Raw genomic sequence first — 20811 nt, 5'->3', positions numbered from 1 at the left:
TCACTTTACCTGATTCAATTTCTCGGCGAGCACCGCTGCGGAGTCGTCGCCTCTAAGGCAGGTCATGACCGGCTGTGCGCCGAGCATGACGACGTTTCCGTCCGCATAGGCACTCTCCTTGTTATGCCCGTTGTGGTATGCCGCCGCCAAGTTTCCCTGCACGAAGTAGGCGCGCTCGGCGCTCGACATATTGTCGGTCTCAGCGGGAACGACGAATTGTTTGCCCTTGACATAAACGACGCCGTCCTTGACCTCGACATGACCGCCGCTGTACTCCTTGACGCTCTGCATGTACTTGTCACGGCGCTCCTTGTTCGTCGGATGATCGGACGGATCGAACATCTCGCTGACGAAATTCTGCCGATTGTCGCCCATCTGCTCCATGAAGCGCTGCCAGACGGCGGCTGCAGCACCGGGATTGTACCCCGCGTCCGTGATGTACTTGAGTGCAAGTCCGTCTGCTTCCCATTCGTGCGCACGGCCGATCGACACCTGGTTGATCTGCGTGACAACCGTATTGAGCACGACGTTTCTAACCGCCGACGCATTCGTCATATCGGCAAGAACCTGCGCACCGATCGCCACGTCGATCTTCTTGCGCCAACCATCCGCCACATGGTTCTTCATTCCATGCCCCATCTCATGCCCCAAGACGACGGCAATTTCGTCCTCATTCTGCAGATAATAGAAAAGTCCGCGGTTGATCGACATCACATGACCGAGCGAACAAAAGGCATTGAAGGTGTCGTCCTGATTAATGAACCAAAGAAACGGCTTGTCGCGGACAGAAGGATCGCTCTTAGCGATACCAGCCGAAACGCGTTCAATCGCACGGCTGCAAAGTCCCTCCCACGGAGAATATTCTTCTACGCCAAGCTCTTCTTGGTACGAGGCGAAAAGCGCCTGCCGCCCCTCCTCCGTCTGGTCGAGTTCCTTGATTTGATTCTCCGCCTCAGCCTTTGCCTGGAAGCCGCCTATGACCGTACCGATGAGATCGCCCCAACCCGCATCCGCCACAGGAGCAGGCTGCAGGGCGAAGCTTCCTCCGAAGGCGAGCACGCCCGCTGCGAGTCCGGCTGCCACACGTTTTTTCCAAGTATTCATTTTCATCATCTCCCTTGCTTTCATCAAGAAGCGGCTACGCATAAACCCATAAACAATAGTTTACTCTTTAACACCTTTTCGACGATATTCGATGAAAATCCTTTTTCGGTAAAAAAACAAGACCTGCGACCATCTTTTTGCAAAGATTGCACCGCAAGTCTCTATCTTCACAAACATACCTTTCGTCTCTGCGAGGTCTCTGATTCTCTAGCGCTTGTTGTGCACCGTCGGCGCCAGGAAACGGATCGATGAACCGCACAGGAGACGGCGAAGATCGGCCGCGCTCTCAGCAGGAATCACGGCGCTGCTGCCGCAATTCCTACACTCTAGGAACACGGACGCGCCATCGACCTGTGCGATGAAATCATGACTGCCGCACGGGCAGACGACATCGCCCGCAGCGACAAACTCATGCACACGGTTGACCGCCTCAAGAAGAAGCTGCTGCTTGCCGATGAAATTTGCGCCGTCAGCAGGATGAAGCCTGTCAAACTCTGCCTGATTGAACGCCAAAAGTTCCTCGATGCGACGGCGCTTTCCGATGTAGCCCAGTTCGAAGCGATCTCGACTGCAATAGACCTTCTCAAGATCCATGTGCCTGAGCTGCGCGAGACTGCAGGCAATCACATGCTCCTTATTGCAGGCGACGCACGGCACATGGACCTCAAAGCAGCCCTTGTCCCCACGCACCAGCAGCGCCTGCTCGTGCCCGCAGCCTGCACAGCGAAGAGAGAAGCGCTTTACGCCGAGAAAATACGGCACATCGTGCACATGAATCTTGCCGCAGCGCTGACAATAAAACGCCATAGAACAAACAACACTACCGACGAGCATAGCAGTTCCTCACCCTCCTCGCGAATTTCTCTCAAAAAATGTCAAATCTTCTCTGTTCGCTGAAACACTTCGTCGCGGAAAGAAAAAATCCTTCCTAAAAGGCGAGCATCCTCTTCATTAAAATTAACGCATGCTTTTCTCTATCTTTTTCAACAATCATCCAAGGAAGCACACAAAAAAGCACCGCCCGACTGGACGGTGCTGCTTCTGCCTTATGGTGACGCGTACGGGATTCGAACCCGTGAAGCCGCCGTGAAAGGGCGGTGTCTTAACCACTTGACCAACGCGCCGAGAATGGCTCCTCGAGCAGGGATCGAACCTGCGACAACCTGATTAACAGTCAGGCGCTCTACCTACTGAGCTATCGAGGAATCATGCGGTGCTCATGCACCAGCAAGGGATATTATACACGATTATGAAAGGGGGCGCAAGCATTATTTTTACAACTTCCCACTTTTTCCGGCAATGCGCACAGACCCTCGTCATTTCATATGCTCTTCCTCATACCTTGCGATGGTTTCGCGCCGCTCAGCATACTTGCCTCCAAGCGGCTCATAGGAGAGCCACGTCTTTGCTATCTCCCAGGCCATATGGTTCGCTATGACGCGCTGCCCCATGCAGAGGATGTTAGCGTCATTGTGCGTACGCGTCATACGAGCCGTAAACAGGTCGTGCACGACGACGGCACGCGCTCCCTTGACCTTGTTCGCCATGATGCACATCGCCGCACCCGTGCCGCAGACGAGGATGCCAAGCTTCCCTTCGCCCTTCGCCACCTCTTCCGCCACCTTTTGCGCATAAGGCTGCGTGTTGCAGGACGCTTCATCATACGTGCCCGCATCCTCGACGCTGCAGCCCGCTTCCGTCAACTGCTGCAGCAAAAACTGCTTCATGGGATAGCCCGCATGATCTGCGCCTATGACGATTGTTTTCTTCATCGAAGTACCTCCCTTGATCCGGCTATTGAGTCCCTTTTATTCATTCGCAGTTATTTCCAATTTCCCTGCCACAAAATTAAATATTGCATTTTCCCCCCATCCATGCTAATATACTACAGTATAATTTCCTTCAAGGGAGGTGAAACATTTGCCGAACATCAAAGCATCCATCCGCAGCGTCAAGAAGGATGAGAAGCGCCGCGCCAAGAACGCTGCGGAGAAGTCCCGCGTTCGTACGGCTTCCCGCCATGTACTCGACGCCGTTGAGGCAGGAAACGCTGATGAAGCGAAGTCCTTCCTGAAGGCTGCCTGCAAGACGATCGATCAGGCTGCAGCGAACCATGTGTTCCACAAGAACTGCGCTGCCCGCAAGAAGTCGCGCCTTGCCCGCAAGGTCAACGCCATGGCGTAGACTCACCAGCGACACGATAGAATCCCATCTCCATAAGCAACGCGAAAACGCATTGCTTATGGAGATGGGATTTTTCTATGCCCGAAACATTGCGTAAAAAACACTGCCCCATTTCCACTCATCAATCTACAGCCGCCTGAAAGACCGCCTCGACACAACGCTTGCACTCTTCATAGCTCTCGCCGGGCTTCGCCTCATAAAGCTTCACACCATCTACGAACATCGAAGGTACATAGTAATAATCCTTGGCAAAAGGCAGCGCCCTCTCTTTCTCACGAGTTTCCTCGATCCATTCGACGGGAACCGCCTCGTAGGCCGAATACGCCTTTTCCAATTCGTCCATCGCTCGCGCCGCGTTGCGGCAATACGGACAACCTTCCATGTAGAGCACCGTAATCTTCTTCAATCGAATGACCGCCTTCCCTTAAAGAGTCTTTTCGTCCGACAAAAAATCCCACGACGAAACACGTCGTCTCTTCTATATTATATCCATTTCTTCTACATTTGCAAAAAGAATAAACATCAGAAAATTCCACCAAAATACCCAGAGTAAAACCGACCTTTCCACAAGGATTTCTTGTTCACACAATAGAATTAGTTTCATAGATACACTTGTATAGTTGTACAGTCATACGAAGGAGGAGATGCATCATGGGTTTGATCCAAGCTGCTATGGGCGCCGCCGGTGGCGTCATGTCCGATCAATGGAAAGAGTTTTTCTACTGCGACAGCCTCGACAAAGATTCGCTCGTCGCCAAGGGGCAGAAGCGTGCGAGCGCACGCGGGCGCAGCTCCAACACCTCGGGCGAGGAGAACATCATCTCGAACGGCTCCATCATCGCCGTCAACGAAGGCCAGTGCATGATCATCGTAGAGCAGGGAAAGGTCGTCGAGGTCTGCGCACAGCCCGGTGAATTCACCTACGACAACTCGACCGAGCCGACGATCTTCGGCGGCGACCTCGCAAGCGACCTCAAAGCGGTATTCCAAAACATTGGCAAGCGCTTCACCTTCGGCGGCGATGCGCCGAAAGACCAGCGCATCTACTACTTCAATACGAAAGAGATCATGGGCAACAAGTACGGCACGCCGCAGTCCATCCAGTTCGAGACGATGATCGGCCAGTACATGATGAACGTGAACATCCGCTGCTTTGGCGAATACAGCTACCGCATCACAAACCCCATCCTCTTCTACACGAACGTCTGCGGTAACGTCGAGGACGTCTACACGAAAAGCGAAATTGACTCCCAGCTCAAGAGTGAACTTCTGACGGCGCTGCAGCCCGCTTTCGGGCGCATCGCCGCCAAAGGAATCCGCTACACGCAGCTCATCAATTACACACGCGACATCAAGAACGAGCTGTCGGCAGAGCTTTCCGAGGACTGGGGCAAAAAGCGCGGCATCGAGATCGTTTCCTTCGGCGTGTCGAGCGTCAAGGCGGACGAAGAGGACGAGAAGCGCATCAAGGAGATCCAGGACAGCGCCATCATGAGTGACCCAAACCTGCGTGCCGGCCGCCTCGCGACGGCGACGGCGGATGCCATGCGCACGGCAGCGGGCAACGAAGCCGGCATGGGCGGCGCCTTCGGCTTCATGGGCATGGGCATGGCGGGAAACGCCGGCGCCGGAGCCATGGGTGCTTTCGGCCCTGCGGGCGGCCAAGCGCCGCAGGGCAACCCGCTCGCGCCACAGCAGTCGCCGCAGCCGCCGCAGCAACAAGCCGCCACCGGCGGATGGAACTGCTCGTGCGGTCAGACAGGCAACATGGGCAAGTTCTGCGCGGGATGCGGCAAGCCACAGCCCGCGCCTGCAGGCTCTTGGAACTGCAGCTGCGGCCAGTCGGGCAATACGGGCAAGTTCTGCGCGAACTGCGGCAAGCCTCAGCCGGCAGCAGACGGCTGGCAGTGCAGCTGCGGCGCGACAAACCAGGGCCGCTTCTGCGCGAACTGCGGCAAGCCGAAACCCGCAGGTGCACCGCTCTACCGCTGCGACAAATGCGGCTGGCAGCCCAAAGATCCAACGAATCCGCCGAAGTTCTGCCCCGAGTGCGGCGACGCCTTCGACGAGAACGACTTGCAGTAAGCAATATTCCAACGAGTAAGTGAGGTGAAGCAAATGCCCGATACATCGGTAAGCTACAAATGCCCCAACTGCGGCGCACCGCTCTCCCTCCTGCCCGGTCACGACCATGTGACCTGCGAGTACTGCTCGACGGAGCTTGAGATCGCGACCGTCGAAGCGCTCTTCGAGCGCGAGCAGGAAAAGGCGCGTCTTGCCGCAGAAGCGCGCGACTCGCGCTGGAACACAGAGAATGCAGGCGGCGAATGGGATGAGCAGGACGCCGCCACCATGAAGGTGCAGACATGCTCATCGTGCGGCGCGGAGCTGGTCTCTGACGGCAACACGATGGCGACGGAATGCGCTTACTGCGGCAGCCCAAACATGCTGCCGCAGCAATTCTCCGGCATGCTGCGCCCCGATTTCGTCATCCCATTCAAGAAAACGAAGGACGAAGCCATCGCTGCCCTCAAAAAGTTCTACGAGAAGCGCTACCTCTTGCCCGACTCCTTCAAATCGAACAACCGCATCAAAGAAATCCAGGCGATGTACGTGCCGTTCTGGCTCTTCGACTCTGCCATCATGGCAAGCGCCTCCTTCCGCGCGGAAAGGGACAACATCTACGAGACGGCGGACGAGATCATCACGGAAACGAGCGTCTACGACTGCGAGCGCACAGGCTCGATGAAGTTCGAGCGCATTCCCGTCGACGGCAGCGAACGCATGGACGATACCTACATGGAGAGCATCGAACCATTCAACTACAGCGAACTCGTGCCCTTCTCGGCCGCCTACTTCACGGGCTTCCTCGCTGAGAAGTACGACGTCGACGCCGAGGCCTCCGCGCCGCGCGCCGACAAGCGCGTGACGGAAAGCGCCCTCGGCGTCCTCGAAAGCACCGTCGAAGGCTACGACCGCTGCTCGCTCGATGGCGAGCCGTGCATCATCAAAGAGGACGGCACCGTCAGCTACGCTATGGTGCCCGTCTGGATTCTCACAACGAAGTACGAGGGCAAGCCCTACACCTTCATGATGAACGGACAGACAGGCAAGGTCATCGGCTCCTTGCCCATCGACAAGCGGAAGGCGACGCTCTATCCCCTCGCCGCCTCACTCATCAGCGTGCCGATTCTCTACTTCATCGCGAAATTCCTTTTGGGAACAATATGAGGAGGGCTGCACATGAAACGTGAACAAAGAAACTTCTTCAGCGCCGTCCTCCTCTCCCTCATCCTTTTGCTCGCACTCGCCGCCCCCGCCTTGAGCGAGGCGGCTGAAAAGAGTCGCGCACAGGCGGACGCATGCGTCATGGATGATGCGGGACTCTTGAGCGATGCGGACGAATCCTCACTCGAAAAGACGCTTGCCGACATCGGAACGGCACACAAAGCGCGTATCGTCGTCTACACAGTCAAAGACCTCAAGGGGGAGAAAGCGGGCACAGTCGCGAACAGATTCGCTGACAAATTCGCAGTAGGCACGGAAAATGGCGCCCTCGTTCTCCTTGTCGCGCCGAAAGAGCGCGACTGGTATCTCGCGACAGACAAGAAGATGAAGAGCCGCATCACCGACGACATCGGTACGGACTACCTTTCGGGCAAGGTCCTGCCGTCGTTCAAGAAGGACGACTATGCGGCGGGATTCAAAGCCTACGCCGCTGCAGCTGATGAAATGCTCACCTACTATGAAAAGGAAGGCAAACCCTTCGACCCCAAGGCAGGTTTCAGCTTCATCGCCCTAGGCATCGCCGTCGTGCTCGCAGGCGGTGTATTCTACCTCGTGCGCAGCAGCCTCATCGCCTCGATGAGCAACGTCACCTCGGCAACGGAAGCCGACGCCTATCTGAGTCACGAAGGACTGCATCTGACAGAAAACCGCGACTCCTTCCTCTACATGAACGTCACACGGCACGAAAAGCCCAAAAAGCAAGGAAAAGACACTTCGAGCCGCGATGAAAGCCACGGCGGTGGTGGCGGGAAATATTGACATAAAAAAAGCCCGCGAAAGCGGGCTTTTCCTTTGTCTTACTCCTGCATCAAAACGAAAAATGGATGCCTTCCCGCGCAAACGATTCCTCATTGATGCGCTTTTGCGGCTCCTTGGAAAGACTCTGCCCCAGGAAGCGCGCACCCGCATGCTCGATCTCAAAGAATGCCGCCATGGGAAAATCGCTCTTGTAGACGCCAAAGGTGCGAATGAGCCCCCACGTCGCGGGACTCTCAAACGTCGAGGAAAACTCCCCCGTACGCTCGCCGAAGTAAGGACGGCTCAGCCAGTGCTCGAACTGCTCCGCCGTCAGGAAGAAGCAGCCTGAATGTGGATTGCGCGCCTTGACGAAGCGCACGTTGCCACCGGGCATGGAAGCCATCAAGACGGGACGCTCGGCAAAGTCGATGTACTTCTGCGCGAAGGAAAGACGCTCCACAAGCTCGCTTCCCGCCTCAAAACCGTCTGTCTCCACATACCCTTTGGGAAATACACACTGCTCATTGTACTCGAAGCGATGCGGCAAAAGCACGGCTTCCGCACCGAAGAGCGCATCGAACCACGCGAGCTTTTGGAAGAACAGTGGATCGTGCACGACGAGGTCATCCTCCATGTAGCAGTAGTAGTCGTATTCGCCGCGTCTCTCCTTAAGTACATCCTGACAGGTGAACCCCAGGAGCTTCGGATCGACATCGGGAAAATCCCTTCGTTCGTACATGCCCTGCGGCAAGCCAAGCCGATCGAGCACATGACGCTCGCCCGCCGTCGAGAGCACGATATCGACCCTGGTATGAAGCGCCTCGTTCGCTGCATAGTAGTTTGCCAAAGAGCGTGCAATCGGCCTGCCCGCCTGCAAATCGGCATCCGTGAAGCGCGAGCCGTCTGCATTCTGCAGATCGTAGCGGCAATATGCCTGCGGACTTTCAAACAGGGTTTTCAGATGAACGATGAGTTTACGAAGATTCCCTGCCTTGCGCTCAGGGTCGCCGTTCGAAGCATAGATGCCTTGTGGGTCATGTGCATAGTAATGCGGTATTGTCACGAGTATTTTCATTGCTTCCTCCTAAGCGCGCAAGACGAAGTACGCGATCTCGGGCGGGCAGCCGAGGCGGTACGGAAACCAACTGCCATTGCCTGAGTGGACGTAGCCCGTCGTCTTCCCCTTCTCGACGATGCCGCGCGTGTACTTGAACACAGGGAAGAGCGGCAGGCCGAAGATGCCGAACTGCGAGCCGTGCGTGTGCCCCGTGAGCACGAGACGTGCGCCGTACTCAGCGCCATCATCGATGAACTCGGGATGATGCGCGAGCAGCACGGTCACGGCGTTTTCTGGAATCGTTTCGAGCGCCGCCTTCGCGTACATCGCCTTCTCGCGCTGGAATGCCTCGGCATCGAGCCTTTTCCTGTACTCCGACATCGGGTAGTCGACGCCCGCGAAGTAGAGCGGCTGCGCTCCCTGCCTCACGCACTGCGCCTCATTTTTCAAAAAGTGAATCTTCGACGTCGCCAGCGCTTCTTCTACGAGCGCAATGCCGCGTATATGCTCGTGATTGCCGTGGCAGTACCATATACCGTCAGGAAAGGCGGCGGCAAAGCCGTCGATCAGGCGCACGGCGTCCACCGTCCAATCGGGATGATCGAAGATGTCGCCCGTCAGCAAGAGTGCGTCGGGAGCAGCGTCGGCGACCTGCTGCAAAAGGCTCTTCAGCCGCTCAAGCGAGAAAAACATGCCGAGATGCACGTCGCTGAGCTGGGCGACCGTATAGCCCGCGAGTGCCGGCGCCGCAACGGGGATGTCGTAGCGACGCTCAACCGTCGCATTCCGCTCGTAGAGATTGCCGTAGAGCGCCGCACCGAGCGCCGCCGCAGGATACGCGCCCGCCGCCTTCAAGACCCTGCGCCGCCCCGCATCCTCGGGAACGGCGAGCGTCCTGCGATAGACGGCACGAAGGACGACGGCTGCCAACACAAAGAAAAACAAGAACATCAAAGAGAGGAAGAAGACAGAAGCCAGAGAAATCGTCGCACCGTCCGAAAGAAACGCCGCGAGCGGATTGCGCCGCAAGAAGAAGGATGCCGACGCGACGGTGAACACGACGCCGACCAGCACGCGACAAATAAACAGCGCACGCTCGGCGAGAAGATAGCGCAGCGCCCAAAGCGCCGCCACGGTGAACACTGCAAGAACGGTGATCAAAATGATGAGAAAGGAGACCAAGCTGCACCTCCGAAAGTCAAACAGATGATATCGCAGACATTATAGCACAAACGGACGGAGAAACATACTCATGTACCCCTTTCTCTTGAATGAATCTCCGTTCTCCTCTATAATGATAAAAGAAAACATATTTTCCAAGAAAAGGAGATGCTGCCATGAACGCCGACCCCAAGAGTCTCGAACTCGCGACGCGCGAGAAGATCGACCGCGTGCTTGAGGCTCATTCCTACGACCCGACGCAGATCGTCGGCATCCTGCTCGACGTGCAGGACCTCTTCGAGCGCCACTATGTGCCCGAGCCTGCCGCCTACTACGTGGCGGAGAAACTGCCGCTGAAGATCTCTCTGATCTACGACTGTCTGACCTTCTACGCAAGCCTGTCGCCTGTGCCGCGCGCCAAATACCCCATCCAAGTGTGCGACTCTGTCGTCTGTCGCATCAACGAGAACGAAACGCTTTTCTCTGCGCTCAAGAGCCTCCTCGGCATCGACATCGGCGAAGTCACCTACGACGGACGCTTCACGCTCGAAAAGACGCCGTGCTTCGGCGCTTGTGACATCGCGCCCGCCGTGCGCGTCAACGGCGAAGTCTACGGGCATCTTGACAGCCGCGAGAAGATCGAGGAACTTTTGCACACGCTGCAGTAAGCGGCCTGCACATCTTCACCGAACCTGCGCTGCAAGAGCGCTCCACCCCTTGCAGCCGCGCCTTTTCTCTGCGAGGCGCACAAAAAGGACCGGAAACAAAACGACATCCACACGAAAGGAGACTATATGAGCAAGGTTTCTTTCATGACAAAGAACTTCCACCGCTACGATCCCATGTCCATCGAATCCTACCTGGCGATTGGCGGCTTCAACGCCCTCAAAAAGGCCGTGACAATGGACGGCGAGGACATCGCCTCCCTTCTCTCCGAAGCCCAGATCAAGGGGCGCGGCGGCGCCGCCTACCCCATGGGACGCAAGTGGTCGCAGGCGCGCGCCGTCAAGGGCGAGCACAAAGTCATCATCTGCAACGCCGACGAGGGCGAGCCATGCACCTTCAAGGATCGTGAACTGATCACGAACGACCCCTTCAACCTCATTGAGGCCATGACGATCGGCGCCTGGAGCATCCGCGCACAGGATGGCTACATCTACCTGCGCGAAGAATACGCGCACCTTCGCTCGCGCCTCAAGAACGCCATTGAAGAGGCGGAGCGCTGCGGCTTCCTCGGCAAGAACATCCTCGGCAAGGAAGGCTTCGACTTTCACATCCACCTCCGCTCAGGCGCGGGCGCTTACGTCTGCGGCGAGGGCACGGCTCTCATCCGCTCCATCGAGGGCAAGGCGGGCCGGCCGCGCATGAAGCCGCCCTTCATCAAGCAGAGCGGTCTCTTCGCACTGCCGACGTGTGTCAACAACGTCGAGAGCCTTTCCATCGTGCCGCATCTCCTCCTCGACGACAAGAAGGAATACATCAGCTACGGCTCGGGCGAATCCCTCGGCACGAAGCTCGTCTCCGTCGGCGGCAACGTCAACCGTCCTGCCGTCTTTGAGATCCCCTTCGGTACGACCGTGCGCGAAATCATCTATGACCTTGCGGGCGGCATCCAGGGCGGCCGACGAATCCGCCTCATCCAGTTCGGCGGCGCGTCGGGCAAGATCGCCGACGAATCCATCCTCGACGTCCCCTACACCTACGACGACCTCAAGGCGGCCGGCGTGACCGTAGGCTCGGGCGCGATTCTCGTCGTCGACGAGCGCACGAGCGTCCTCGACTTTCTGCGCATGACGCAGGCGTTCTTCTCGCACGAGAGCTGCGGCCAGTGTACGCCGTGCCGCGAGGGCGTCCTCCACATCAAGCTCATCTTGGAAAAGTTCGCGCAAGGAACAGCGACGGAAAAGGATCTCGAAAACATGAAGATGATCGCGCGCATCATGCCCATGTCCGCCCTCTGCGGCCTAGGCGAAAGCGCCGAAAACGCCCTTTCCGCCGCCTTCAAGCTCTTCCCTGAAACATTCCGGATCGGAGGCGTACACTGATGGCAGAAGAAAGAGAACTCGTACACCTGAAAATCAACAACATCCCCGTCGAAGTCCCCAAGGGCACGAAGATCATCGATGCCGCACGCAAGGTGCACATCAATATCCCGCATCTCTGCTACCACCCCGATCAGCGCGTCAAGGCTCGCTGCCGCATCTGCTCCATCGAGGTCACGGGCAGCCGCCGCCTCATGGCAGCGTGCGCGACCGAGGTCTGGGAAGGCATGGAAGTCCATACGGACACGCAGATCGTGCGCGACACGCAGATCGCCATCCTGCAGCTCATCCTCGCCAACCACAACCAGGACTGCCTGAACTGTCCGCGCAACCACCGCTGTGACCTGCAGGAGCTTTGCAGTCGCTTCAACATCGGCCATACGGGACTGCCCATCGTCGTCGAAAGCAAAGAGGACGCGGCGAACAACCCGAGCATCGCTCGCGACCCGACGAAGTGCATCAAATGCGGCCGCTGCATCCGTGCCTGCAAGGACGTGCAGGGCATCGAAGCCTTGAATTTCGCTGGACGAAGCGACAAGATCACCGTCACGACCGCCTACGACAGCCCGCTCGAAGCGACCGACTGCATCCTCTGCGGCCAGTGCAGCCTCGTCTGTCCGACGGGAGCGATCACGGAAAAAGACGATACGCAGCGCGTCCTCGACGCCCTGCAAGACCCGAAGAAGCACGTCATCGTGCAGGTCGCGCCCGCCGTGCGCGTCTCCTTGGGCGACGAATTCCACCTGCCGCCCGGCGCCATCGTCACAGGACAGATGGTCGCCGCCTTGAAGCGCCTCGGCTTCGACCGCGTCTTCGACACGAACTTCGGCGCCGACCTCACGATCATGGAAGAAGGGCATGAATTCATCCATCGCTTAGAACACGGCGGTACGCTTCCCATGATGACCTCGTGCAGCCCCGGCTGGGTCAACTACGTCGAAAAACACTACAGCGACCTCTTGCCCCACCTCTCGACAGCGAAGTCGCCCATGCAGATCTTCGGCGCTGTCGCCAAGACCTACTATCCGAAGCAGTCGGGCATCCCCGTCGAAGACATCGTGACCGTCTCCGTCATGCCGTGCACGGCGAAGAAGTTCGAAGCCGCGCGTCCCGAGATGGGCAGGGACGGCCATCAGGACGTCGACATCGTCATCACGACGCGCGAACTTGCCAAACTCATCCACTACATCGGTATCACCTTCCACGATCTGCCCGAAGAGGACTTCGACAGCCCGCTCGGCACATGCTCGGGCGCGGGCGCGATCTTCGGCACGACAGGCGGCGTCATGGAAGCCGCGCTGCGCACAGTCTACGAAAAGGCGACGGGCAAGACGCTCCCCTCCATCGACTTTCTCGCCGTGCGCGGCATGGACGGCATCAAGGAAGCGACCGTCGACCTCGGCGAGCGCAAGGTGCGCGTCGCCGTCGCGCACACGCTCAAGAATGCCAAGCACATCATGGATGAACTCAAGGCCGGCAAAAGCCCCTACGATTTCATCGAAGTCATGGCCTGCCCCGGCGGCTGCCAAGGCGGCGGCGGACAGCCGCTCAATACGACGAATGCACGCCGTGCCGAACGCATGAAGGCTCTCTACGAGATCGACAAGAATCTCCCCGTGAGAAAATCGCATGAAAATCCCGAAGTTGTGCACATCTACAAAGAATTCCTCGGCGCACCCTTGGAAGGCAAAGCGCACGAACTGCTGCACACCCATTTTCACAAGGCGGAGAAACTCTACGACTTCACGGGCGCAGGAAAATAACGAAGACAGCGCGGCAGATCTTCTGCCATGAACACGATGAGGGGGCGCTTGCGCCCCCTTTTTTTAGAAATAATATCATATTTCCTTGCTATTGAATAAGATTTAAGGCAAAATAGAAGTACGATTTCGTCTAACACGCTAACGACAAAATAAGCTATACCCACATACAAAAATAAAGCACACGAACATTCCTAAACAAAGAGGTTAACAAACTATGCAATCATCCCTTGAACAAGTATTCAAAGACCCATTTTACAAGATCACCTACAAAATGCACCTGATCTTGACGGTCGGCAGACTCCTCATGGAGAACGGCGCCGACTCTGACCGCACGACGCGCTACATCATGCGCACGGCGGCCTACATGGGCATCCCTGCCGAAAACGTCAGCTGCCACATCATGTATACGTCGCTTCTCCTCAACGTCAAGAACGAGGAGCGCACCTACACGGAACTCACAAAATGCCGCAAGCACAACGTGAGCATGACCGTCCTCGCCGCTGTCAGCCGCGTCATCTGGCGCGCCATGCGCGACAACTGGTCGCTCGAACGCTTTGAAAAGGAACTGGAAACCGTCGAAAGCCGCAAGAATCCCTACTCGAACTTTGCGACCGCCATCGGCTCCAGCTTCGCCTGCGGCGGCTCGTGCCTGCTCTTCGGCGGCGACTTCATCGCCTTTTTCGTCACGGCGGTCTGCGCCTTCTTCGGCTTCTACGCACGCATCCTCTGCAACAAGCGCGGCTTCAACAACTATGCGGGCATCGCCATCGCCGCCTTCGTCGCGACCTCCTTGGCGACGCTCTCGCAGAGCGTCGTCCACTCCGCGACGCCCATGCACCCCATCGTTGCCTGCGCCCTCTTCATTGTACCCGGCGTGCCGCTGATCAATGCAGCAGACGACATGCTCAACAACTTCATCATGGCGGGCATCACACGAGCCTTCCACACCGTGCTCATCATCGGCTCGATGGCGTTCGGCACGGCGATCGCACTGCACCTCGGACGCATCACCGAATTCACGACGATCAGCCTCAGTCCCGGCGACATCTACATCTACCATCCGATTGCCGCAGCGATCTCGGCGGGCGGCTTCTCGCTGCTCTTCAATGTGCCGAAACGCGTCCTCTGGGCGGTATCCGTCGGCGGCGCCGTCGCCGTCCTGCTCCGAAACATCTGCATGTTCGACTTCGGCCTCAGTCAGGCGACGGGAACGCTCATCGGCGGCGGCGTCGTCGGCATCGCCGCGCTCTCCGCCATCCATCGCTTTCACGTGCCGAACGTCGTCCTCACGACGCCGTCCGCCATCCCTCTCGTGCCCGGCATCCTGCTCTACCGCCTGCTCTTCACGCTCCTCAACATCAACGATGTCAGCACGGATGTCCTCTTGGGCGCACTCAGAAACGGCATCGAGGCGGCGACCATCATCATCAGCATCGCCGTCAGCGTCGCCATACCAAACATCTTCTGGTCACGTCAGATCCGCAAGAACAAGATCGCACAGGAAAAGAAACTGCTCGCGTCGAGATTTGTCGATCAGGAGGACTGACCGCTTCATAGATTGCCCGCTGGGCAGTCTATGAAAAATCGTCACAATATTCCAAACCATTATCATAAAATACCTTTAAGGCATAGCAGCTTTTGCACCACCCCTTGCACAGGAAAGGAGTCTTCCCATGGCAGAAACGAAAGAACATGTTCTCACGCACCCCTTCTCCCAGATCATCTACAAGATGCATCTGATCCTCCTCGTCGCACGCACGATGATGGAAAACGGCGCCGATTCCGACCGCACCTCGCAGTATATCATGCGCACGGCGGCATACATGGGCATCCCTGCGGAAAACGTCAGCTGCCACATCGCCTACACGACCATCATGCTCAACATCAAGGACGAGGAGCGCACCTACACGCGCTTCAGCAAGTGCCGCACGCACCGCGTGAACATGCTCGTTCTCTCCGCCGTCAGCCGCATGATCTGGCGCGCCATGCGCGACGCCTGGTCGCTCGAACTTTTCGAACGCGAGATGGAAGCTCTGGAAAAACGAAAATCCCCCTACAGCGGCTTTTTGACGGCGCTCGGTGCAGGCTTCGCGTGCGCCGGCTCGTGCGCTCTCTTCGGCTGCGACCTCGCCGCCTTCTTCATCACGGCGCTCTGTGCCTTCCTCGGCTTCTATGCACGGCGCTTCTGCAACGAGCACGGCTTCAACGTCTACGCCGGCATCGCCATCGCCGCCTTTACTGCGACGCTCGCCGCCGTGCTGCTGCAAAACCTCAATCTGTCTGCGACGCCTATGCTGCCCATCGTCGCCTGCACGCTCTTCATCGTGCCCGGCGTTCCTCTGATCAACGCGGCAAATGACCTTCTGAACCACTTCATCACCTCGGGCATGACGCGGGCGTTCGACACGCTCCTCATCGTCTGCAGCACGGCATTCGGCATGGCGATCGCCCTGCGCCTTGGACACGTCAGTTCATTCACGACCGTGAGCCTCAGTCCCGGCGAGATCTACCTCTACCACCCGCTAGCCGCCGCCATCGCAGCCGGTGGTTTCTCCCTGATCTTCAGCGTGCCGCGCCGGCTGCTATGGGTCGTCTCCACGGGCGGCATCATCACGATCCTCCTTCGGAACATCTGTATGTTCGAACTTGGCATGAGCCAAGCGGCCGGCACCTTCCTCGCCTCCGCCTTCGTCGGCGTTCTCGCACTCTTTGCCATTCACTGGTTTCACACGCCGAACATCGTGCTGACGATCCCTTCCGCCATTCCTTTGATTCCCGGTGTCCTCCTCTACCGCTTCTTCTTCACACTCTTAAACATCAACGAGGTCAGCACCTCGCTCTTGCTCACGGCGCTTAGAAACGGCGTCGAAGCCGCGAGCATCATCGCCGGCATCGCCATCGGTGTCGCTATTCCCAGTATCTTCTGGTCGCGCCAGATCCAACGCAACAAAATCGCACAGGAGAAGAAGCTGCTCGCGTCGAGGTTCGTCGATCAGGAAGACTGACAGAGCGATGCTCCCATGAAATCAACATGCAAAAAGCGTGCAGCAGATTCGATTCCGCTGCACGCTTTTTATCGACCAGACTCGGTTACAAGCACATCGTTTCGAGATTGCTCGAAACGATGCAAAAGATGCGCCAAAAGACGCAAACTGGATGCTGCGTCTCCTTACATCGCACCGCCGCCCTCGATTGATGCATTGTGATCGTTCGCCCACTTGTAGCCGAGGAACGCACCGACGAGGTTGACAATCACAGAGACTTCCGGGCTGACAAAAAAACTGAGAAGCCAACTGACGACAATCATTCCGACAACGGCAATGATGCCCTGCTTGCTGAAGCCCGTGCTGTAGAAAATGCCGAGAACGAAGAAGCCAAGAATCGCTGCAAGAATTGGACTTTTTTTGCTCATAATGAATCTCTCCTTAGGATGTTATATGATCTATATACTGGAATAATACTGGCGGCAGAAGGTCTGCCGCTCATTCATCAAATGTCGTGATGTTCCCGCCTTCGATGTTGAATACGGCGATCTCCGAAAGGGCGCTTTCACCCGTCGGCGCAAGAAACTCAAATATATAGCCGTATGTGCCGTCGCCGAGTTCTTCGTCCTCGACCGCAGGATGACTGCCGATTTGGAAGGTCTCGGCTTCGACAGCAGCGAGTTCATCATCATCATTGTCGGAAACGGGCTTCGCGAAATGGATCGTCGTGACCATATCGCCCTCCCTCAAGGGAATCAGCTCTTGATCGCTCATGCCGCTTTCCTCAAGCTCGCGGTACGCGCCGAGGATGTGATACGTCTCATCGTTGTAGTTGTAGGAAACCTGCAGGATGCACTCCTCGCCGTTGAGCTTGATGGGTATGGAATAGAGGTTGTAATCGTCGCCTTCTTCGGTGAGCTCGATGTAGACAGGGTGCCCGTCGAGCATCGGCCATGTACCGTCGAAGTTGTCACGAAAGACGCCCGTGTCCCAATCGGCGTCGATGTTCGCATCGCTGCCGAGGTGGATAACGACATTTTCGTCGAGATAGAGCAGGTTGCAGCGCACGGACGAGAGGAGTTCCATTTCGCTTTCACTGAGCGTAACGGAAACGCTTCCATCCGACGGCTCAATATCGACGGCGCGATCTTCGAGTCCTGCAAGGTCATGGGAAGCGGCAAAACACCATCTCGATTTCACCGCTTCACCATAGCCGCCCGCAAGGATGAGTGTCAGTAAAAGAACCGCGAAAGCCTGTCGCAGTATGCGGCAAAAACGATTCATCATCATATTCCCTCCTTCGCGATTCCCTTTATCTTGCTGCATATTGCTCATACAAAGCAACCGCTCTTCCCTCACGGAGATACGAGCGCCTTACTTCTCGCCGTCGAGGAACTTCTGGATCGCCTTCGGATCTTTCGGCGCCCAGTGCAGCGTCTTGCCGTCGTCGCTCTTCACCATATCGCACGGCACATCGAGCGTCTTTTCATCGTCGTAAGGAATCTCGTCGATGAACTTGCGCAAGACGTCCATCGCTCCCTGCTGATAAGAGGGATCCTTGCGGACGTCGACGCCCTGCTGCTGTGCAAGACCGAGGACAACCCCCAAGGCGACGAGATCCTCGTTCGTCTGCATGATCTTGTCAAACTCCGCCTTGTCGACCGGCGTAGCCGTCAGCTCGACAACGGGATGCTCGCTGTCGTCCTTCTTGACCTTCGCCTTGAGCGTGATGTTCGCCTTGCGATCGGCAATATAGTAATTCGTGACAGCGACCGCATTGTCCTCGGAAAGCATCATGCTCTGGAACTGCTGATCGACCTCAGTCAGGAGCGCCTCACTGATCTTCTCCTTCTGCTCCTTCGTCAAGCCCGCCGCCTCGGTCTTGTCCGTGTCACCGTAAGCGTAAAGCTCCGCATAAGCGAGGACAGCCTTGTCCGCCGTGTCCTTTGGCTTGTCGCCGCAGCCCGCGACGAGGAACATCGCCAGAACGGCGATGAACGGCAGCAGTAACCTCTTTGTCAACATCATCTTCCTCTTCATATTACCCTCTCCTTTTATATTTTTTCGGAAAAGTACGGCAATGGGCAAGGAGATGAAACCCTCAGCCCGCTATCGAACATCCTTGCCGAATTTCCCCTTCGCTTAAATTGTAGCAAAAAAAAAGCACCTCCTGCAAAGAATCTGCAGAAAGTGGCTTTTTCTTGCACGAAAGTGGTCACAGATATGCCAGTAGAAAGACCCATGGAACTTATATCTTAAGCCCCCAACTTGCTGCTACTTATTCAGCATATACTGCATATACTCTACCTTGACCGCACCGTACCGCCTGCGGCTGATCGGCAATTTCATGCCGCTCGTGAGCACGAACGCCCCCTCTTCCATGCGCTCGATTCTGTCCATATTGACGATGATGCGATGGTAACATTCAAGGAAGCGCTTGTCGCGCAGCAGCCGCTCCGCGCTCCACTCATAAGTGAAAGGGCGCGAGAGGTGAAAATCGCGCTCTTCGAGGACGATGTGCAGCCTGCCGCCTTCGATGTCCGCATAGAAAATCTTTTGGAAGGGGATCTCCAAGGCGCGTCCGTTGTATTCCACGCTGAGAACGTGCGCCGACTGATCGCGGCGTGCGAAGACATGACGCAGGGAGGCCTGAAAAGCCTCCTCATCGGACCCCAAAGGCTTGAGGAAGTAGCCGTCAGCAAAGACGCGATAGCCCTCCATCAGATGCTCCTCGCTCGTCGTGAGGAATATGATGCCGATGTCGGCACTTTCGGCACGCAAGCGACGCGCCGCTTCCATGCCGTCAAGACCGGGCATGCAGATGTCGAGGAGCACGAGATCGTAGGACTGTCGATCAAGGCACTCCAGAAGCGCTTCGGCAGAATCGAAGAGGTCAAGCTGCACGACGGCTGTTTCCTTCGACCAATATCGCGCGAGCATCTTCGCCAGATAGCGCCGCGCCACCTCGCGCACCTCTTCCTCATCATCGACAATAGCAATGCGCATCCTTTCCCGCCTTTCTGTTTCCGTATGACTCCGTCATTCATTTGACGAAGTACGACTTCTATCGTATAATACCACAAAACCATACATAAGCAAACAGTCTGGAGGGTTTGTCTTGAACGAAAACAATCTTGCCGTCGTCTTCAACACCTTCCTGTTCCTCCTCTCGCTCCTGCCGGCCGTCTACCTGCGCTACCTGCCATTTCGCACCATCCTTGCGCCGAAGGCACGGCGACGGCTGCTGCAGGGTTATGCCTTTATCTTCTTTGCGGAGCTTGCCGCTTCTCTGCTGCTCTTCTTTTCCGGCGTTCTGTCCTACAGCTTTCATACGTTCAAACTCTTTTACATCTTCTTCGGCTTTCTTCCCTACTTTCTGCTGAACCTCTGCATGATCCGACCGTACGCCGCGCAGCATATCTTCATCCTCGGCACGCAGTTCATTCTCAGCAGCACAGTCTCGACGATCGCGATTCTCCTCGTGCTGACGTTCAGCAGCGAAAGCGACTTTTTCGACCACTTCGCCACTTACTGCGCCTTGAATCTCACGATCTATCTCACCGTACTGCCTGTCGTGCGCCCCTTCTTCCGACAAATCTTCCTGCGCTTTTCCACGATCAGCACCGATCGCTTCTGGCTCTACATCTGCCCGCTGCCGCTTCTCATGCTCGTTCACGATGTCTACTTCTCCACCTCGCCTGAGGTCCTTGCCTCCCGCTACCTCTTCCCTCGCGTTCTGCTGTTCGTCTGCGGCGTGCTCATCGCTCTCGCCGCATGGCGCGGCCTTGAGTACATCCTCCAGCAGGCAGCAACGACGGAACGAAATCTCGCGCTCCTGACGCGCATGAACTCGATCGGCGAGTATACGCGCACCCTGCAGGAAAAGCAGGCGCGCCTCTCCATCGTGCGCCATGACCTCCGACACAATGCGCAGATGCTCGCCGACCTCATCTCGCGCGGCGAAGATGATGCCGCCATGCGTCTCGTCCAAAGGATGAGCGGGCAGATCGATGCGACGCGCGTCGAGCACTTCGCCAACAATCCCCTGATCGATGCAGCGCTCTCCGTCTATGTGCGGCAAGCGCGCCAAAAGGACATCGCCGTCGAGGCTCGAATCGACCTCCCCGCCTCCTTTGCCGCGGAAGTCGATCTCTCGCTCGTCCTCTGCAATCTCTTTGAAAACGCCATCCATGCCGAAGAGGAAGAGCCGCAGCAGCAGCGAGCCATCCGTCTCCTCGCGCGTACCAAGGGTGCCAGTATCTTCTTCTCCATTGAGAACCGCCGCAGCACGCCCGTACCACTCGCCGCAAACGGCCTGCCCAGAAGCAGAGATTCCTTGCCTGGCCACGGCTACGGCACGCGCTCCCTTCTGCTCTTCGCGGAAAAGTACGGCGCCGAGTTCTTCACGGAGCAAAAGGACGGCTGGTTCAGCATCCTGCTGCATGTGCCGCAGGTCGAGCGCATGGAAAAATGAGGCAAATGACCACTTT

At 57.1% G+C, this 20811-nt stretch carries 20 protein-coding genes and 2 tRNA genes; 10 read left to right on the top strand and 12 right to left on the bottom strand.

Features of this window, described 5'->3' with window-relative positions:
* The 5 genes from HMPREF1153_RS01205 to HMPREF1153_RS01185 form a co-directional block, all read right to left on the bottom strand.
* Window positions 1–1113, bottom strand: a complete 1113-nt coding sequence (locus tag HMPREF1153_RS01205; RefSeq protein ID WP_009645100.1) for a M48 family metallopeptidase — start codon at window positions 1111–1113, stop codon at window positions 1–3.
* A gap of 198 nt (window positions 1114–1311) precedes the next feature.
* Window positions 1312–1911, bottom strand: a complete 600-nt coding sequence (locus tag HMPREF1153_RS01200) for a hypothetical protein (protein WP_232208154.1) — start codon at window positions 1909–1911, stop codon at window positions 1312–1314.
* A 242-nt stretch (window positions 1912–2153) separates the two neighbouring features.
* A tRNA-Glu gene (locus HMPREF1153_RS01195) sits at window positions 2154–2228 on the bottom strand.
* 5 nt (window positions 2229–2233) lie between these two features.
* Window positions 2234–2309: transfer RNA gene (locus HMPREF1153_RS01190), tRNA-Asn, on the bottom strand.
* A 111-nt stretch (window positions 2310–2420) separates the two neighbouring features.
* A complete protein-coding gene (locus HMPREF1153_RS01185; protein ID WP_009645127.1) occupies window positions 2421–2876 on the bottom strand; it encodes an RpiB/LacA/LacB family sugar-phosphate isomerase in 456 nt (151 codons plus the stop codon).
* A 148-nt stretch (window positions 2877–3024) separates the two neighbouring features.
* Here HMPREF1153_RS01185 and rpsT point away from each other — a divergent pair, with 148 nt between their 5' ends.
* Window positions 3025–3288: a 30S ribosomal protein S20 gene (rpsT, locus tag HMPREF1153_RS01180; RefSeq protein WP_009645094.1), complete on the top strand. Its 264-nt coding sequence runs from the start codon at window positions 3025–3027 to the stop codon at window positions 3286–3288.
* Window positions 3289–3409: 121 nt separating this feature from the next.
* On the opposite strand, the gene HMPREF1153_RS01175 is transcribed toward rpsT, so the two are convergent.
* Window positions 3410–3694 (bottom strand): glutaredoxin domain-containing protein, encoded by a 285-nt coding sequence (locus tag HMPREF1153_RS01175; protein ID WP_009645163.1) that lies wholly within the window; start codon window positions 3692–3694, stop codon window positions 3410–3412.
* A 245-nt stretch (window positions 3695–3939) separates the two neighbouring features.
* Between HMPREF1153_RS01175 and HMPREF1153_RS01170 the strand changes: the two genes are divergently transcribed.
* The 3 genes from HMPREF1153_RS01170 to HMPREF1153_RS01160 are packed head-to-tail and all read left to right on the top strand — an operon-like array spanning window position 3940 to window position 7335.
* On the top strand, window positions 3940–5373 hold the full coding sequence (locus tag HMPREF1153_RS01170; protein ID WP_009645134.1) for an SPFH domain-containing protein: 1434 nt from the start codon (window positions 3940–3942) through the stop codon (window positions 5371–5373).
* 33 nt (window positions 5374–5406) lie between these two features.
* Window positions 5407–6519 (top strand): hypothetical protein, encoded by a 1113-nt coding sequence (locus tag HMPREF1153_RS01165; protein WP_009645079.1) that lies wholly within the window; start codon window positions 5407–5409, stop codon window positions 6517–6519.
* A gap of 12 nt (window positions 6520–6531) precedes the next feature.
* Window positions 6532–7335: a TPM domain-containing protein gene (locus HMPREF1153_RS01160; protein ID WP_009645111.1), complete on the top strand. Its 804-nt coding sequence runs from the start codon at window positions 6532–6534 to the stop codon at window positions 7333–7335.
* Window positions 7336–7384: 49 nt separating this feature from the next.
* On the opposite strand, the gene HMPREF1153_RS01155 is transcribed toward HMPREF1153_RS01160, so the two are convergent.
* Together HMPREF1153_RS01155 and HMPREF1153_RS01150 are read right to left on the bottom strand one after the other, a co-directional pair.
* Window positions 7385–8389: a hypothetical protein gene (locus HMPREF1153_RS01155; RefSeq protein WP_009645076.1), complete on the bottom strand. Its 1005-nt coding sequence runs from the start codon at window positions 8387–8389 to the stop codon at window positions 7385–7387.
* A gap of 9 nt (window positions 8390–8398) precedes the next feature.
* Window positions 8399–9553: a metallophosphoesterase gene (locus HMPREF1153_RS01150; RefSeq protein WP_009645074.1), complete on the bottom strand. Its 1155-nt coding sequence runs from the start codon at window positions 9551–9553 to the stop codon at window positions 8399–8401.
* A 155-nt stretch (window positions 9554–9708) separates the two neighbouring features.
* Between HMPREF1153_RS01150 and HMPREF1153_RS01145 the strand changes: the two genes are divergently transcribed.
* The 5 genes from HMPREF1153_RS01145 (at window position 9709) to HMPREF1153_RS01125 (ending at window position 16342) form a co-directional block, all read left to right on the top strand.
* Window positions 9709–10200, top strand: a complete 492-nt coding sequence (locus HMPREF1153_RS01145) for an NADH-quinone oxidoreductase subunit NuoE family protein (protein ID WP_009645110.1) — start codon at window positions 9709–9711, stop codon at window positions 10198–10200.
* Window positions 10201–10326: 126 nt separating this feature from the next.
* Window positions 10327–11577, top strand: coding sequence for a complex I 51 kDa subunit family protein (locus HMPREF1153_RS01140; RefSeq protein ID WP_009645120.1), 1251 nt, complete (start codon window positions 10327–10329; stop codon window positions 11575–11577).
* The gene (locus HMPREF1153_RS01135) at window positions 11577–13337 is read left to right on the top strand and encodes an NADH-dependent [FeFe] hydrogenase, group A6 (protein ID WP_009645129.1); all 1761 of its coding nucleotides are present in this window, start codon (window positions 11577–11579) and stop codon (window positions 13335–13337) included. The genes HMPREF1153_RS01140 and HMPREF1153_RS01135 overlap by 1 nt, the downstream gene beginning before the upstream one ends.
* A gap of 214 nt (window positions 13338–13551) precedes the next feature.
* Entirely contained in the window at window positions 13552–14883 is a 1332-nt protein-coding gene (locus tag HMPREF1153_RS01130) for a threonine/serine exporter family protein (protein WP_009645087.1), read from the top strand.
* A gap of 127 nt (window positions 14884–15010) precedes the next feature.
* Window positions 15011–16342: a threonine/serine exporter family protein gene (locus HMPREF1153_RS01125; protein ID WP_009645132.1), complete on the top strand. Its 1332-nt coding sequence runs from the start codon at window positions 15011–15013 to the stop codon at window positions 16340–16342.
* A 164-nt stretch (window positions 16343–16506) separates the two neighbouring features.
* Here HMPREF1153_RS01125 and HMPREF1153_RS01120 read toward each other — a convergent pair whose 3' ends face one another.
* The 4 genes from HMPREF1153_RS01120 to HMPREF1153_RS01105 form a co-directional block, all read right to left on the bottom strand.
* A complete protein-coding gene (locus HMPREF1153_RS01120) occupies window positions 16507–16749 on the bottom strand; it encodes a hypothetical protein (protein ID WP_009645116.1) in 243 nt (80 codons plus the stop codon).
* A 70-nt stretch (window positions 16750–16819) separates the two neighbouring features.
* On the bottom strand, window positions 16820–17608 hold the full coding sequence (locus HMPREF1153_RS01115) for a hypothetical protein (RefSeq protein ID WP_232208152.1): 789 nt from the start codon (window positions 17606–17608) through the stop codon (window positions 16820–16822).
* 87 nt (window positions 17609–17695) lie between these two features.
* On the bottom strand, window positions 17696–18361 hold the full coding sequence (locus HMPREF1153_RS01110; RefSeq protein ID WP_009645123.1) for a DUF5105 domain-containing protein: 666 nt from the start codon (window positions 18359–18361) through the stop codon (window positions 17696–17698).
* 234 nt (window positions 18362–18595) lie between these two features.
* Window positions 18596–19327 carry a LytR/AlgR family response regulator transcription factor gene (locus HMPREF1153_RS01105; RefSeq protein WP_009645126.1) on the bottom strand — a complete coding sequence of 244 codons (732 nt, stop codon included), beginning with the start codon at window positions 19325–19327 and terminating at the stop codon, window positions 18596–18598.
* A gap of 112 nt (window positions 19328–19439) precedes the next feature.
* Here HMPREF1153_RS01105 and HMPREF1153_RS01100 point away from each other — a divergent pair, with 112 nt between their 5' ends.
* Window positions 19440–20795 (top strand): sensor histidine kinase, encoded by a 1356-nt coding sequence (locus tag HMPREF1153_RS01100; RefSeq protein WP_009645142.1) that lies wholly within the window; start codon window positions 19440–19442, stop codon window positions 20793–20795.
* Window positions 20796–20811: the final 16 nt, after the last annotated feature.

The sequence above is a fragment of the Selenomonas sp. CM52 genome, from assembly GCF_000292955.1.
In the GTDB taxonomy this organism is placed as follows: domain Bacteria; phylum Bacillota; class Negativicutes; order Selenomonadales; family Selenomonadaceae; genus Selenomonas.
The sequence above is the reverse complement of the archived record's forward strand: the minus strand, read 5'-3'. Positions and strand labels throughout refer to the sequence as shown.

Excerpts from the sequence above, each read along its gene's own strand:
- HMPREF1153_RS01205 (WP_009645100.1), bottom strand. The coding sequence starts at position 1,113 with ATGATGAAAATGAATACTTGGAAAAAACGTGTGGCAGCCGGACTCGCA.
- HMPREF1153_RS01200 (WP_232208154.1), bottom strand. The coding sequence starts at position 1,911 with ATGGCGTTTTATTGTCAGCGCTGCGGCAAGATTCATGTGCACGATGTG.
- HMPREF1153_RS01185 (WP_009645127.1), bottom strand. The coding sequence starts at position 2,876 with ATGAAGAAAACAATCGTCATAGGCGCAGATCATGCGGGCTATCCCATG.
- HMPREF1153_RS01170 (WP_009645134.1), top strand. The coding sequence starts at position 3,940 with ATGGGTTTGATCCAAGCTGCTATGGGCGCCGCCGGTGGCGTCATGTCC.
- HMPREF1153_RS01165 (WP_009645079.1), top strand. The coding sequence starts at position 5,407 with ATGCCCGATACATCGGTAAGCTACAAATGCCCCAACTGCGGCGCACCG.
- HMPREF1153_RS01160 (WP_009645111.1), top strand. The coding sequence starts at position 6,532 with ATGAAACGTGAACAAAGAAACTTCTTCAGCGCCGTCCTCCTCTCCCTC.
- HMPREF1153_RS01155 (WP_009645076.1), bottom strand. The coding sequence starts at position 8,389 with ATGAAAATACTCGTGACAATACCGCATTACTATGCACATGACCCACAA.
- HMPREF1153_RS01145 (WP_009645110.1), top strand. The coding sequence starts at position 9,709 with ATGAACGCCGACCCCAAGAGTCTCGAACTCGCGACGCGCGAGAAGATC.
- HMPREF1153_RS01140 (WP_009645120.1), top strand. The coding sequence starts at position 10,327 with ATGAGCAAGGTTTCTTTCATGACAAAGAACTTCCACCGCTACGATCCC.
- HMPREF1153_RS01135 (WP_009645129.1), top strand. The coding sequence starts at position 11,577 with ATGGCAGAAGAAAGAGAACTCGTACACCTGAAAATCAACAACATCCCC.
- HMPREF1153_RS01130 (WP_009645087.1), top strand. The coding sequence starts at position 13,552 with ATGCAATCATCCCTTGAACAAGTATTCAAAGACCCATTTTACAAGATC.
- HMPREF1153_RS01125 (WP_009645132.1), top strand. The coding sequence starts at position 15,011 with ATGGCAGAAACGAAAGAACATGTTCTCACGCACCCCTTCTCCCAGATC.
- HMPREF1153_RS01120 (WP_009645116.1), bottom strand. The coding sequence starts at position 16,749 with ATGAGCAAAAAAAGTCCAATTCTTGCAGCGATTCTTGGCTTCTTCGTT.
- HMPREF1153_RS01115 (WP_232208152.1), bottom strand. The coding sequence starts at position 17,608 with ATGATGAATCGTTTTTGCCGCATACTGCGACAGGCTTTCGCGGTTCTT.
- HMPREF1153_RS01110 (WP_009645123.1), bottom strand. The coding sequence starts at position 18,361 with ATGAAGAGGAAGATGATGTTGACAAAGAGGTTACTGCTGCCGTTCATC.
- HMPREF1153_RS01105 (WP_009645126.1), bottom strand. The coding sequence starts at position 19,327 with ATGCGCATTGCTATTGTCGATGATGAGGAAGAGGTGCGCGAGGTGGCG.